Annotated in this window: 13 protein-coding genes; 6 read left to right on the top strand and 7 right to left on the bottom strand. The window is 51.4% G+C overall.

Annotated features, from left to right (window positions below; translation table 11 throughout):
• Positions 1-10: 10 nt before the first annotated feature.
• The 6 genes from TURPA_RS01375 to TURPA_RS01350 form a co-directional block, all read right to left on the bottom strand.
• Positions 11-595: an acyltransferase gene (locus TURPA_RS01375; protein ID WP_014801491.1), complete on the bottom strand. Its 585-nt coding sequence runs from the start codon at positions 593-595 to the stop codon at positions 11-13.
• Between the two features lie 7 nt (positions 596-602).
• Positions 603-1,667, bottom strand: coding sequence for a Gfo/Idh/MocA family protein (locus TURPA_RS01370; protein WP_014801490.1), 1,065 nt, complete (start codon positions 1,665-1,667; stop codon positions 603-605).
• 109 nt (positions 1,668-1,776) lie between these two features.
• Positions 1,777-3,081 carry a nucleotide sugar dehydrogenase gene (locus TURPA_RS01365; RefSeq protein WP_014801489.1) on the bottom strand — a complete coding sequence of 435 codons (1,305 nt, stop codon included), beginning with the start codon at positions 3,079-3,081 and terminating at the stop codon, positions 1,777-1,779.
• An 85-nt stretch (positions 3,082-3,166) separates the two neighbouring features.
• Positions 3,167-4,270, bottom strand: a complete 1,104-nt coding sequence (wecB, locus tag TURPA_RS01360; RefSeq protein WP_014801488.1) for a non-hydrolyzing UDP-N-acetylglucosamine 2-epimerase — start codon at positions 4,268-4,270, stop codon at positions 3,167-3,169.
• 22 nt (positions 4,271-4,292) lie between these two features.
• Positions 4,293-4,622: a MarR family EPS-associated transcriptional regulator gene (locus TURPA_RS01355; RefSeq protein ID WP_041948822.1), complete on the bottom strand. Its 330-nt coding sequence runs from the start codon at positions 4,620-4,622 to the stop codon at positions 4,293-4,295.
• Positions 4,623-4,797: 175 nt separating this feature from the next.
• A complete protein-coding gene (locus tag TURPA_RS01350; RefSeq protein WP_157210351.1) occupies positions 4,798-5,319 on the bottom strand; it encodes a UpxY family transcription antiterminator in 522 nt (173 codons plus the stop codon).
• Between the two features lie 71 nt (positions 5,320-5,390).
• Here TURPA_RS01350 and TURPA_RS01345 point away from each other — a divergent pair, with 71 nt between their 5' ends.
• The 6 genes from TURPA_RS01345 (at position 5,391) to TURPA_RS01320 (ending at position 12,460) form a co-directional block, all read left to right on the top strand.
• A complete protein-coding gene (locus tag TURPA_RS01345; protein ID WP_157210350.1) occupies positions 5,391-6,467 on the top strand; it encodes a glycosyltransferase family 2 protein in 1,077 nt (358 codons plus the stop codon).
• A 48-nt stretch (positions 6,468-6,515) separates the two neighbouring features.
• On the top strand, positions 6,516-7,895 hold the full coding sequence (locus TURPA_RS01340) for a nucleotide sugar dehydrogenase (protein WP_014801484.1): 1,380 nt from the start codon (positions 6,516-6,518) through the stop codon (positions 7,893-7,895).
• Positions 7,892-9,226, top strand: a complete 1,335-nt coding sequence (locus TURPA_RS01335; protein ID WP_014801483.1) for a hypothetical protein — start codon at positions 7,892-7,894, stop codon at positions 9,224-9,226. Before TURPA_RS01340 ends, TURPA_RS01335 begins: the two co-directional genes overlap by 4 nt.
• Positions 9,223-10,284 carry an NAD-dependent epimerase/dehydratase family protein gene (locus TURPA_RS01330; RefSeq protein ID WP_014801482.1) on the top strand — a complete coding sequence of 354 codons (1,062 nt, stop codon included), beginning with the start codon at positions 9,223-9,225 and terminating at the stop codon, positions 10,282-10,284. Before TURPA_RS01335 ends, TURPA_RS01330 begins: the two co-directional genes overlap by 4 nt.
• Entirely contained in the window at positions 10,281-11,066 is a 786-nt protein-coding gene (locus TURPA_RS01325) for a glycosyltransferase family 2 protein (protein ID WP_014801481.1), read from the top strand. The genes TURPA_RS01330 and TURPA_RS01325 overlap by 4 nt, the downstream gene beginning before the upstream one ends.
• 320 nt (positions 11,067-11,386) lie before the next feature.
• Complete coding sequence (locus tag TURPA_RS01320; protein ID WP_014801480.1) at positions 11,387-12,460, top strand: NAD-dependent epimerase/dehydratase family protein; 1,074 nt, start codon at positions 11,387-11,389, stop codon at positions 12,458-12,460.
• Positions 12,461-12,495: 35 nt separating this feature from the next.
• Here the strand turns inward: TURPA_RS01320 and TURPA_RS01315 are convergent, their stop codons facing one another.
• Complete coding sequence (locus TURPA_RS01315) at positions 12,496-14,454, bottom strand: hypothetical protein (RefSeq protein ID WP_014801479.1); 1,959 nt, start codon at positions 14,452-14,454, stop codon at positions 12,496-12,498.
• Between the last annotated feature and the right edge of the window lie 18 nt (positions 14,455-14,472).

Here is a 14,472-nt window from a genome sequence, read left to right as displayed (position 1 = left end):
TGCTCAAAGGCTATTTCGAATTCTCACCGACAAGCTCGACAACACCATCCGCAAGACGGTAGTGCTTCTGTGAGCCAGGGCAAACCGCCTCACCGTTGCCCACGAGTGGCAGTTCAAGTTTCTCACCAAACTGGCTCATCCAGCCGATCTGCTTTGCCGGTACACCGGCCATCAGTGCGTACGGCTTTACATCGCGGTTAACGACTGCCCCAGCTCCGATGAAGGCATACTCGCCAATAGTCACCCCACAGACAATCGTTGCATTTGCGCCAATCGTGGCTCCGCGCTTCACCAGCGTATTACGATACTCATCTTTTCGCACGACCGCCGAACGCGGGTTATAGACATTGGTGAAGACCATGCTCGGCCCACAGAAGACATCGTCTTCAAGAGTCACGTTGTCGTATACTGAGACATTGTTCTGCACTTTCACATTGTTGCCGATGACAACCTTGTTGCCGACGAAGACATTCTGTCCAAACGAGCATCCTTTACCTATTCTTGCACCTGCACAAATGTGTACCCAGTGCCAGACACGCGTGCCTTCACCGATTTGCGCTCCTTCGTCGACTATTGCTGTGGGATGTACTGTCATGTTCCCTCTAGTACTGCAGTGGCAGAGCCACCCGCTTGCCATCACGCGCTGACAAATAGGTCGCGATCAGGATTTCGAGGGATTTTAAGCCCGAGCGCCCGTCGGTCTCAGGTTCTGCCTCGCCGCGCAGCACCTTGATGACGTTGTCGTAATACAGTGGATGGCCAAAGCCGTAGACTGAAGTGGTCTCGTAGCTGGCCTTCTTGACTTCTTCGTCTTCAGGGCGTTTCTCTGAGAATTCCCAGTGTTGTATTTCGTTCACAGCAACGCCGCCCACGCGCACGGTGCCTTTTTCGCCGAGTATTGTAATTGAACCTTCGAGGTTTTTTGGGAAGGTGAGCATTGTAACGTTCATCGAGCCGAGCGCACCGGAACGCCAGCGTATGTTGACAACTGCTGTGTCTTCTGCCTCAATATCGCGAGCTAGTGTTGCCGTGTAGGCGTGCAGGCTTTCCACAGGTCCAATCAGCCAATCGATCAGGTCGACATAGTGACTTGCCTGGTTCATCATGGCTCCACCATCGAATTCCCATGTGCCGCGCCAGTCGCCAGCGTCATAATAATCCTGCGGCCTGGTCCAGAACACATTCAGGTTCACCATGTAGATGCGGCCAAATCGTTTCTCTTCCACTGCTTTTTTGAGAAGCTGCAGAGTGGCATTACGGCGATTTTGTTTTACGACAAACAGGTAGACACCTGCTGCATCGCATGCCTTGACCATGTCGAGGCCATCTTGCCAGCGCGTAGCCATGGGCTTTTCCGAAAGCACATGAATGCCTGCCTTGGCAATCTCGATTGCTTGCGCCGGATGCACGCCGCTCGGTGTAGCCACAGTTACGACGTCGAGGTCTTTTTCCTCGGCCAGCATTTCGGTGAGGCTTCGGTAACCGCGGGCCCCGGTTTCTTTTTCTGCCTTGGCGAGGGCAACGGGATCGATATCGCAGACGGCGACAAGTTCAGCATGGTCTTTGTGCACATTGAGCGAATCTATATGATTCTTACTGATGCGACCGCAGCCAACCAGCGCAAAGCGTATTTTGCGCCCGACGATTTTTTCTGACTTTTTGCTCATTTTTCCTCTTTAACCCTTTCTTAGCCACTGATGACACGGATTATCAGGTATGTGTGAGTTTAGCATAAAATCTGTGAACATCCGTGCAATCTGTGGCTAGCCTTTTTTCTCACGCCTTGACGACATGCGCGTGATTACCCAGAAACTTGCCCCGGGAGTCCACAATCAGCTTAGAATTCTTGAGTACCAGGTCATAATCGAACTTATCATGGTCTGTTGTAAGAACCACTACATCGTAAGATTTCAGGTTCTCGGCAGTTAGCGGCACACTCTTGAGATCAAAATGGTGCGCTCTCATTCGGGGAAACACAGGTACATGGGGGTCAGTATATTCAACGATCGCGCCCTTGTGTGTCAGCAACTCCATGATTTCCGTCGATGGACTTTCGCGCATGTCATCAACGTTCTTCTTGTACGCGATACCCAAGACAAGAATCCTGCTACCCTTGATTGATTTGTTAAGTCTGTTGAGCGCATCAGCAACTTTGTCGACCACATAGTGCGGCATGCTGTTATTGATCTCTCCTGCAAGTTCAATAAAGCGGGTATGCAGGCCAAACTCCCTTGCCTTCCAGGTAAGGTAGAATGGATCAATAGGAATGCAATGCCCGCCAAGCCCAGGACCGGGATAATAAGGAACAAATCCGAAGGGTTTTGTCGCTGCAGCGCGAATTACCTCGTGAATGTCGATGCCCATACGATCAGCGACAACTTTCATCTCGTTGGCCAGTCCAATATTGACTGCGCGATGGATATTCTCTAGTAGTTTGGTCATCTCGGCCGTACGGGTCGAAGATACCGGAACGACTTTGTCAATAACCCCTGAGTATAAGGCCACGCCAATTTCCTGACAAGCTGGGGTTGTTCCGCCACAAACCTTGGGTATGGAACGTGTATTAAAGTTCTTGTTGCCAGGGTCTTCGCGCTCAGGCGAATAGACGAGAAAATAGTCTGAGCCAACCTTGAAACCTCTTTTTTCTATGCGAGGCAGGAGCTCTTCGTCAGAAGTTCCCGGATAAGTCGTACTTTCAAGCGACATGACCTGTCCTGCGCGAATATGTGGCACCAGGCTGTCGACAGTATTGATCACATAGCTGAGATCGGGTTCTCTATACTTGTTTAATGGGGTAGGTACGCAAAGAATCAGCGCATCTACTTTGCCCGCTTCGGCGAAATCGGCCGTTGCCCGAAAGCCCGATTGCACAGCCTTTGCAATAGCTTCGGCCGGTATATGCTCGATATAGCTTTTGCCTGCATTCAGCTTGTCGATTTTTTCCTGGTCAATGTCAAAACCCACGACCTTGATGTCTTCTTCCATGAAGCGCAGCATCAGTGGCAGGCCGACATAGCCCATGCCCACAATGCCCACGATCGCTTCTTTCTTCTTGATTCTTTCCAGTAACGCTTCTTTCATGTTTTCCCCTAATTGGCTGCAGTAGATTTAGTAGGCACGATTGTACGTATCTTCTTGCCCTCTGGTTTATCCGTGAATATCCGTGTCATCCGTGGCCCAAATTCTCCTGCAAAAAAAGCCTGAGCTTGTCAGTGATAAATTTGCCCGCCGATCCGGTTCCGTAGAGGTTTCCACTGAACACAGGCCGCTGACTCGTAAAAGCATGGTGTGCGGCTAGAATTGCATCGCTGTTCGCTCCGACTAGCCGGTTATAACCAGCATCAACCAGCTCAACCCATTCCGTTTCATCTCTGAGGGTAATGCAGGGTTTCTGAAAGAAATAGGCCTCTTTTTGAACTCCGCCGGAGTCCGTGGCAATCATATGGCAGTTTTTCTCGAGACACACCATCTGCAAATAACCAATTGGATTAATGATTCTCAGGTCCTGGGGCCTCGGGTTGCTCCAGCTGCGCTGTTCCAGAAGCTTCCGCGTGCGCGGGTGCAGCGGAAGAATGACGGGTATTCTCTTTGATATTTCCGCGAGCGCATCGAGAATAGTCGCCAATCGCTCTGGTGAGTCAGTGTTTTCTGCTCTGTGGATGGTGGCGAGCACGTATCCCTGCGGTTCAACTCCGATTGTCTTCAGGTAATCAGACGTGATTCGCTCGCCGTAGAAAAGGGCTGCGTCGAGCATGACGTCACCGCTCAATGCAATTTTCGCATCGCTGAAGCCCTCTCGAAGCAGATTTTTTCGTGCCGTCTCGGTCGGGGCAAAAAGGAGATCTGACACATGGTCAGTGCATATGCGGTTGATTTCTTCAGGCATCTGCTTGTTGAAAGACCGCAATCCCGCTTCGACATGGGCAACCGGGATGTGGAGTTTAGCTGCAACCAGCGCACCTGCCAGCGTCGAATTGGTATCTCCATAGACCAGAACGCATTCAGGCTTTTCGGTCAGGCAAACTTCTTCAATGGCCTGCATCATTCGACCTGTCTGCGCACCATGATTTCCAGAGCCGATTTCCAGGTTATGCGCAGGTTTCGGGATGTCCATTTCGGAAAAAAAGACATCTGACATATCCGGGTCGTAGTGCTGCCCGGTGTGTACAATAACCTCATTGGCCCAGCTTGCGCCCCGGAGCGCACGCGATACCACAGCGGCCTTGATAAATTGGGGACGCGCACCGACTACTGTTAGGATCTTTTTCATGACTCTCAAGCCTGGATTGAACTCAAGCTATCTCCTCCGTGGCCACTTCTTTCTTCAGTTCTTTCACCGCCGCTTTCAGCTGGTCATACTCTTCCATCTTGCGCTTGAGGTAGCGAATCGTGACGCTCGCTTTCTGCTCAATGCCGCTGGGGGTGAGCAGGTACGCGTATGACAGCTTATTCTTATTATTCTTAAAATTCTGCGCCTTGACCCAGCCTTTTTCTATGAGTGCCTTGAGGCAGTAGTTGGCCTTACCGAGGCTAATACCCAAAATTTTCGACAGCTCGCGCTGGTTGATCTGCGGGTGCTCCGAGATCGTCTTGAAGAGTTTATGCTGCAGTTCGTCCGAAATCATATTTTTGCTTCATTGCTCAGCAATGTAGTAAAAACGAAAACCTAGCTTCGCCGGGTCAGTCACAGCTGACAAATTGACAAATCGGAGGTGAACACCGATGTGTTCAACAATTGAACACATGGGGGATTTCAGACGTTCTGGCAACAATTTTTAGGCCGCCGTCGGCGGAACATCACGATTTACAAATCTGCCCGACGGCAACCTCAACCTGCACCGATTTGTTGAGCGCGGGAAACGCCACCACGACCAGCGTTTTGCCCTGAATGCGTTCGATGACCGCTTCTTTGCCGGCAAACGGGCCGTCTTTGATGCGCACGGTTTCGCCTGCGGCCAAAGCCGAAGTATCGCGAATCACGAGCGATTCGGCGTAATTGTCGACTGCGAGACGCAGCAGCTCCAGAGCCCCCGCCTCGATAACAGTGGGAGCTCCCTCGGTGCTGACAAAATACACGGCCTGCGGCAGTTTCAACACCCGTAATGCATCGTGTTCGAATTCGATATGCACAAACAGGTACGAAGCGAACACAGGCTCTTCGACCCACTTGTAGCGGTCAGACCATTTCTTGCGGGTGCGCAAGAGCGGCAGGTAGTGTTCGATGCCGAGTTTTTGCAGTCCCTCAGCAAGCTTCTTCTCTGAGCGGGGGCGGGTGTAGACGGCATACCAGGCGAGTGTTGCCATAACTGCGGGTGCCACGAAGCTTTTCAACTGACAGGCTGACAAGTTTTGCTTAATTCGCCGCACCGCAGGATTATCGCATGACTGAAGTGAGTAAACGAAAGAGCCCCAGCGCCGGCCAGCAATGCCGCATCGCGGCGGTTGCGATGGTAAAGAATGAAGAAGACATTATCGAGTTGTTCATTCGGCACACGCTCTCGTTTTGCGATCGCCTCTACATTTGTAACCACAACTCAGCTGATCGTACCGTAGAAATCATCCATGCACTCGCGGGCGAAGGGTTTGACATACGCCTGACGCACAGCACAGCCGCGGGTTATCCACAGGAGCAAATCACGCATGGCCTGATCACGCACGCAATCGCCGAGGGGGCCGAGTGGATACTCCCCCTCGATGCCGACGAGTTTCCCGTCAGCGAAACGGGTTCGCTACGCGACGCCATACTGTCGCTTGACCCGGCGGTCGAATGGCGGTACGCCTGGCGCAATTATTTTTTCAGCAGTGAAGCGAAGCTGAAAGATAAGAACTTCTTTAAACGCTTCGATATCTATGGCGACAGCATGTTCGGCAAGTGCCTCTTTCACAGTAAGCTGTATTCTTCGCACTACTGCCGCATCACCAAAGGAAATCACTTTCTCAAATATGCCGGCAGGCGCAGTATTCCGCAGGTAAATCTGGTACCCGGTGTGAAGCTCGCGCATTTTCCGGCGCCGACCTTTGGTAAGCTGGTCTGGAAAAACATCAACTTCGGCATCATCGCCAGCAACCGTGGTTTTGACGAGATCGCCCAATCGGGCTGGATGCACCTCGATGTGAAAAATATATCAGAGCTTTATGCTTCGGGCAGCAAGTTTTCGAAGGGTAGCCCGCGCATTGCGCCGATCACGACAAAATATACGACCCGGCGCTTTGCCTCTGACGAGCGCTATGTGATCGCGCAATTGGCGGGTTCATACCGCGAATACCATGAGCGTGCCACGCGTGCGGGATTCAACCGCTTTCGCGGGTTAGACAAGTACCGGGAGCTTTTGAGGTATGGCTTTGTTGCGACGCTCAGTACTATCTGGAACGTACTCACCCGCGCCGGTCGCAAACATAAATCGGCGCATGGTCAACAGCTCACCTCGGGCATGGGTGGTTTCTATATCAATTTCACCGATATCTGAAGATTGAATAGAGATTTACCGGTTATCCCAAATTTGAACTGAAATCCCATGCCCACCCCCCGCAAGATCGTCTGCCTCGGTGCAGGTTACGTCGGCGGCCCAACCATGGCCGTGATGGCGTCGCACAACCCCGACATCCAGTTCTTCGTGACCGACCAGAACGAAGCGCGCATTGCGGCGTGGAATACTGACAAACTCCCTGTGTTTGAACCCGGTCTCGACGAGGTGGTCAGGCAGATTCGCGGCAAGAACCTGCACTTCAAAGTTATCACTCCGCAACTGCTGGCAGAGGCCGATATCGTATTCGTCTGCGTGGGAACTCCCACCAAGGAATACGGCGAAGGCAAGGGCATGGCCGCAGACCTGCAGTTTACCGAGCTCGCGGTGCGCGACATTGAGAAGCACTGTAAGAGTGGCACGATCATCGTCGAAAAGAGCACCGTGCCGGTGAAGACTGCCGAAGCGATTCTGAACATCGTCAACACGCAGGATAACAACAAGCGCTTTGAAGTACTCTCGAACCCTGAATTTCTCGCCGAAGGCACAGCTATCAAAGATCTGCAGAACCCCGACCGCGTGCTGATCGGCCACGCCGAAACCGAGGGGGGCAGGGCAGCGGCCGAAACAGTGAAGGCGCTCTACACCGCCTGGGTTAAACCCGAGCGTGTACTGCTCACCAATGTGTGGTCGAGCGAGCTCTCGAAACTGGTGGCGAATGCCTTTCTCGCACAGCGCGTTTCCTCAATTAACAGCATTTCTGCACTCTGTGAGAAAACCAATGCCTCGGTGAAACAGATCAGCCGTGCGATCGGCACCGATGCGCGTATCGGCTCGCGCTTTATCGAGGCGAGCGTCGGCTTTGGTGGGTCGTGCTTCAAGAAAGATATTCTAAACCTGGTTTACATCTGCCGGCAGAACGGCCTCGCTGAAGTGGCCAACTACTGGCAGGCGGTCATCGACATGAACGACTACCAGATGCGGCGCTTCGTCTCGCAGGTCATTGAAACGCAGTTCAACAGCGTCTCGGGCAAAAAAATTGCGATTCTCGGGTTCGCCTTCAAACCCGACACCAACGACACGCGTGAGTCACCCGCAATCTACGTCTGCAAGCGCCTGATCGAAGAAAAGGCGAAGCTGTTCATCCACGACCCGCAGGCGCTCGACCACGCGAAACAGGATCTCAAAGGTATCGATAGTACCGTCACCTACACCGAGAGCATCGACGAAGCGGTTGAGGGAGCTCATGCGATTGTCATACTGACGCAGTGGAAGCAGTACAGCGAGCTCGACTACACGGCCATTTACGCCAAAATGAAAAAACCAGCGTTCGTGTTCGATGGACGTTCGATTGTCGACGCGCAGGCTCTTTACAAGATCGGCTATAACGTTATGCAGATCGGCATTGCGCCGTTAAATCATTTTGCATGATCTTGCGAAAGTTTGTAGAGTCACTCAGTCCGCTAAAGGCAGGGGTATTTGCCTTCGCGTTTATTTCTCTGGTGCATGCCGCATACGCCTTTTTTCTGGCGGTCGATGTCCCCATGTGGGACCAATGGGATTCTGAAGCAGAGTGGTATAAAAGACTGGTTGCAGGCAATATTGATATCCAAAGCCTGATCGCTCCGCACAATGAGCACAGAATCGCGTTCACCCGGCTTTTCAACGGGGCGCTGTTCACCCTCGCCGGTGGTTGGAGTCCGGTTCTGGGCGTATACGCTCAGATTCCTTTGATCGGTCTCGCAGTGGCGCTACTCTGTGCCTGGCTGGTGAAATTTGCAGAAGATCGCAGGTTTGTCGCCATCGCTCTCACCTTACTCGCTTTCTCTTTACCGTTTTCCTGGGGCAACATATTGAACGGTTTTCAAAACCAGTTCTATTTCATGCTGCTCTTTGCCCTGATCGCCATGTACCTGGCCGCGACGGCAGAAAATACGACTGCCTTAATTCTGGCTGTATTCTTGTCCCTTGTATCGCCCTTTACGGTTGCAGGTGGTATAGGCACGATTATGGTGCTTTGGGGACTGTTTCTTCTGCGACTGTTTGAACCCAGCAAGCACCGCATTCGCTATGCTCTCTTCCTGTTAATTCTTTCTGTTGGTTTAGTTCTTCATGTACGACTACTCGTGCATGTGCCAGGTCACGATAGCCTGCATGCACAGAATCTCAAAGAGTTCATAGTCTCTTTTCTGAAGATACTGGGCTGGCCAGACATACCGATTGGTCTTCTAGCCTGGAGTGCAATTGTCCTGGCTGTATTCAGCTGGCTGCGCAGCGCGGGTGGCTTTCTGAAAGGCCTGACCTTACTATCCGGGCCAAAACGCTTCGCGTTAGGATTACTCGCCTGGTATGTCTTTCAGGCAGCGGCGACTGCCTATTCCCGCACACATTCCGATCTCATGAGTACCCGTTACCAGCAGAATTTTGCCCTTGTCATACCCATAGCATTCATCACGATGGGAGTTTTTGGGTACCATCTTGAGCGCAAGAAATTGGTTCGATGGGCATACGCAATTCTGGTGGTCGGCCTCTTAATACGGTCGAACAAAGAGCTGCCGTACCTGCAACGGACTCTTGAGAATTCGCATTTTGCTCGTAAGGCTATTCTTGAAGCAATGCAGAAAAGTGACTTTGCCATGCTCAAAGCGCAGGACAGCGATGGCAAAGTGGGGTATTTTCATGCGGAGCGTATCTGGGAGCAGATAAATTCTCCGGAATTACGCGGTCGCCACCTTTGGTTAGGGAGTTCAGTAAATAAATGAAAACAGCAATCATTACCGGCTCGGCCGGCCTTATCGGCGCAGAAGCCTGCAGGTTTTTTTCCGAAAAAGGTTACCGTATCATCGGCGTCGACAACGACATGCGCAAAGAGTTTTTCGGGGCCGAAGCCTCTACCGACTGGCAGCGCCAAGAGCTCGAAACGCAGCTGAAAAACTATAAGCACTATGCGCTCGATATCCGCGATATCGCCGGCATCGAAAAACTGTTTTCTGATTATTCATCTGATATAGAAATTGTGATACACACTGCAGCGCAACCTTCGCATGACTGGGCGGCGAAAGACCCTCACAAAGACTTTACCGTCAACGCGAACGGTACTCTGACCTTGCTCGAAGCTACCCGCAAGTTCGCTCCCAAGGCGGTATTCATCTTCACCTCAACCAACAAAGTTTACGGCGACACTCCGAATTACCTGCCGCTGGTCGAGCTCGACAAGCGCTGGGAAATCTCGAAAGAACATACGTTCTTTGAACACGGTATCGATGAGACCATGAGCATCGACAATACCAAACATTCGCTGTTTGGTGCGTCGAAGGTCGCCGCCGACGTGCTGGTGCAGGAGTACGGTAAGTACTTCAATATGAATACCGGCGTGTTTCGTGGCGGCTGCCTCACCGGGCCGGGGCATTCGGGCACGCAGCTGCACGGCTTCCTGGCATACCTGATGAAATGTGCTGTGACGAAACAGCCATACACCATCTTCGGTTACAAGGGCAAGCAGGTGCGCGACAACATCCACAGCTTTGACCTGGTGAATATGTTCTGGCATTTTTCGCAAAAACCCCGGAAGGGCGAAGTCTATAACGCCGGAGGCAGCCGGCACAGCAACTGCTCGATGCAAGAAGCAATTGAAATCTGTGAGCGCATCTCAGGCAACAAGATGCTGATCAAATACGACGAGAATAACCGTATCGGCGATCATATCTGGTATGTCAGCGATGTGCGCAAATTCCAGACGCACTTTCCCGACTGGAAGTACCGCTACACTCTGGATGAGATGATGCAGCAGATTCACGACGCCTTGGTGAAACGGGTATGAAAAAGCCGTCAAAAGCCGCCAAGAAACCGGTTCTTTCGGTGGTGATTCCCGCTTACAACGAAGAGCAGAATATTGCGCCCACGCTGACAGAAATTACCGCGAAGCTGCGTGCGGCGCAAATTCCCTACGAAATCGTTGTCGTGAATGACAACAGCAAAGATAAAACTCCTGAAATTGTAAGGGCGCTGCAAAAAAAAGACCGCGGCATCAAACTGGTGAACCGCAACCCGCCGGGTGGGTTTGGCCGCGCGATCCGCAGCGGCCTGGAGAACTTCACCGGTGACATCGTCACGATCGTAATGGCCGATCTCTCCGATGATCCTGACGATATTGTGCGGTACTATGATCTGATAGCCAACCACGGCTTTGACGCGGCGTTTGGTTCCCGGTTTGTCAAGGGCGGCAAAGTGGTTGAATACCCTAAGACCAAGCTCTACGTCAACCGTATCGTCAACAAGATGCTGCAGCTCATGTTCTGGACGCGGCACAATGACCTGACCAATGCCTTTAAAGCCTACCGCGCCGATGTCGTGCGTTCGTGCATGCCGCTCAAAGGCGCGCATTTTAATGTCACCATCGAGCTTTCGCTCTCGGTACTGATACGCCGTTACAAGATCGCCGCCTGCCCGATTCGCTGGTATGGACGCAAATGGGGACAATCGAACCTGAAACTGCGCGCGATGGGCAGACGCTATCTGGCGACTCTTATCAAGATCTGGTTCGAGCGCCTGCTGATTCTCGATGACATCATGGCTGAGAAATCAGAGGTTAAACCTGAATAAAACTTGTCGCATCCGGTGGCTTTAGTATCTTTTGCCCATGAGTGCCAGCTTTTTAATCTCGGTCACGATCATGTTCATTTGTGGTCTGTACCTTGTGGCCTTGGGGATTGGAAAATTAGTCGGGCAGCAAGTTGTAAGACACTTGCAGCAGAAGTGAACCACAAACTGCTCATTTTTCTCGGAGTCTCCATAATGGGGACTTCATTTGCCCTTCTGGCGACATACCCGGAATACCGGGGTATGACCGACGCAGTGGCTAATTTTGGCGCTATGGTAAGTCTGCTGCTCGCTCTCTACGCATTCTGGCGAGAGAGATAATCATGGCATTTAAATACTCCAACGTTCTCATCACCGGTGGCGCAGGCTTTGCCGGCTCGCACCTCGCTTTACTGCTCAAAGAGCGCTATCCACAACTCAAAATTACTGCGCTCGATAACCTGAAGCGGCGCGGCTCAGAGCTCAACCTGCCGCGCCTGAAGGCCGCGGGTATCGAATTTTTGCACGGCGATATCCGCAGCCGTGACGATCTGCTCGCCGTGCGCGAGGTTGATCTCATTCTCGAATGCTCGGCAGAACCTTCGGTGCTTGCGGGTCTCGACGGCTCTCCTGATTACCTCATACAGACTAACCTGATGGGCACGATCAACTGCCTCGAGCTCGCGCGCGTGCGCCGCGCTGATTTTCTCTTCTTGTCCACTAGCCGGGTGTATCCGATTGAGACCATCAACAGCCTTGCCTTTACCGAGGCGGCGACTCGTTTCGAGTTGGCTGACGCGCAAAAAGTGCCCGGCGCCTCGGCACGCGGCTTCACTGAAGAGTTCCCGCTTGCGGGTGTGCGCTCGCTCTATGGTGCCACCAAGCTCGCCTCAGAACTCCTGATCGAAGAGTACCGGTCTGCCTTTGGTCTGAAAACCATCATCAACCGCTGCGGGGTTCTGACCGGTCCCTGGCAGATGGGCAAGGTTGACCAGGGTGTGATTGTCCACTGGATCGCCTCGCATGTCTTTGGAAAATCCCTCAAATATTTTGGCTATGGCGGTACCGGTAAACAGGTGCGGGACATATTGCATGTGCGTGACCTCTTTAACCTGGTCGATCGCCAGCTGCAGCAGTTCGAGCAACTGAATGGTTCGCTCTTTAATGTCGGCGGGGGCCGTGAGATCAGCGTTTCGTTGGCGGAGCTCACCACGTTATGTCAACAGGCAACAGGGCAAAAGATAACCGTTGGGCCGGTGCTTGAAGACCGGGTCGCCGATATCCGCATTTATCTGACCGACAACAGCAAGGTCACCGCAGCGACCGGGTGGAAGCCAGAAATCAGTCCAGCACAAATCGTCAACGAAATCGCTCGCTGGATTATTGACAATAAGGCCATCCTTTCGGGAATTTTGTAACGGCCTCTTAATACCTGCTCAGACTCGATCGTAGCTTAGTTAATGTTTAGCCTGAAAAGTCTGTAGCGTACTTCGGTATTGAAGCCGAAGCCATTAAGTCTGTCGATCCATGCTCCTGCAGCCTTGAGCTTTTGGCCTTTTTCGGTCTTTGAAACCTGATGATGAATGGATAGCGAACTTACCGTGCGATCTGCCGCGTTCCTGTAACGCATTAAATCAGCAAAATCGGTTGTGGAATGAATCGCCGGGCTCACCAATACGGGTTTGCGCCATAGGTCACGTATGATTCGAAAAGTTTTTTTGCTTCCTCTCAGATCTTCAGAAGTTATGAAGAGCATAGGTGCCTGGAATAGAGTTTTCATGACGCGGCCTACAAGAGATAGGTCGACATTTGCCGTGATCAGGTATAGACTCTTATCCTGCGGCAATGAGATTGTCTCCCCAGGGTGTATGCTACCAGAGCGGATCTCTGTTAGCTGAGATTGTAGAGGAATGTTGCGTTTTCTCAATAGCAAATAATCTTCGGTTGAATCGGCCAATTCGTAGTGAGAAAGTAGATACAAGTAAAGCTGCGGTTCATCGCCCATAGGAAAGCGAGAATCAATAATATCCAGCTTGAAAATTATGTACCTGGGTGCACCATTATGCAGATATTTTTCCAGATTCTTGGTGCCAAGGTACTCGGTATAGGCCGAATATGACTGAAAAATGGGCCGGGGATCATAGTTTAATCTTTCCAAATAGACGAGAGAACTTTCCCAGGTTATGACATCGACCGTCTCGTTGCCGATGTTATCGCGCATCCTCTTGGGTAATGTATTGGTAATAGGAGCTAGATTGGGTTTGGCCAGGCGCGAGGCTATTGCGTGAAATGGCGCAAGTGGGTTCGCGTACGGCCAAAGTAGCGCTAACGAAGTGATGGCTGAGAGCACAATCAGAACTTTGGATTTTTTGTCAAAAGTCTCGATTGAGAAGAGGTATAGCAAGAATAAGAGTGTAGTGACGGATGCTGGAAATGCCAGAACATGCAAATCAGCACGCGTAAAAGATTGTTTGAAAAGTATAAAAAGAGCGACGGCAATTATTCCCAGTGAAAATAGTCGAGCGGCAGAACCGATAAATTTGCGAATATTCGCAGCTACGATCAGGCCAACAATTAGCAACAGGCCTGCGGCAAAAATGAAAGTCTTTAGCACGATAGGTTCTGGTTGAAATTTGTTCATTGCCTCGTTATAACCAGCGATTATGTCAATAGATGACCGCAGGTATGCAAGCAAGTCTGTATTCAAGAATCTCGCGAAAACGATTGGAAGAATTAAGGCGCATGCATAGACAGCAATATTCTTAGAGCTCCATGTGCCTTCGGGTTTGGGCTTAACCAGCAAATAACCGAAGAGAATTGCGAGGGAAATGATGCCATAATTGACTTTTATGAAGAGCAGAGTGGTGCCCGTTAGAACAATAGATAGAGAAATTATAAGCGATGGTTTTCTGATGCCCAAGAGAACTAGCAGGAGAAAAGACAAGAACAAAGCTGTTTCGAATTGGTAAACCGAACAGCGCAGTATGTACAGCGCTAGAAGCCAGGCTGCGACCATTCTCCAGCCAAAACTGCGCAATAACTGCAATGAGCCCACTGCGGATGTCAGCAGGAGAAGCAAGTCACCCATCCAGAACCATGGTTGCGGTATACCATGTGCGAAGCGCGTCGATAGAAACGCCAATGGACCGAAAGTGAAGATAATATCCCTGCCAAAAATCCAGTCATGTTGGACTGCATAGTTCATCGTCAGGACCCAGGAGTTGTCTAAGCCGGCCGAGATGCTTTCAGATGGTCCAGGTGGCAAGACAATGAGAGCTGTTACCAAGGCGACGCAGGCATGTTGCAGCCAATTTACTGAGGCAAGTATTCTCATTCGGTCAATCATCCGCGTCAGATTAAATTTTTCTATCCTTGGCGAAACATAAAAAATCGTTTTTTTATTGCCGCCCATAACGTCTAACTATATTAT

The sequence above is a fragment of the Turneriella parva DSM 21527 genome, from assembly GCF_000266885.1.
Classification (GTDB): domain Bacteria; phylum Spirochaetota; class Leptospiria; order Turneriellales; family Turneriellaceae; genus Turneriella; species Turneriella parva.
This window is presented reverse-complemented; position numbering and strand designations above follow the sequence as displayed.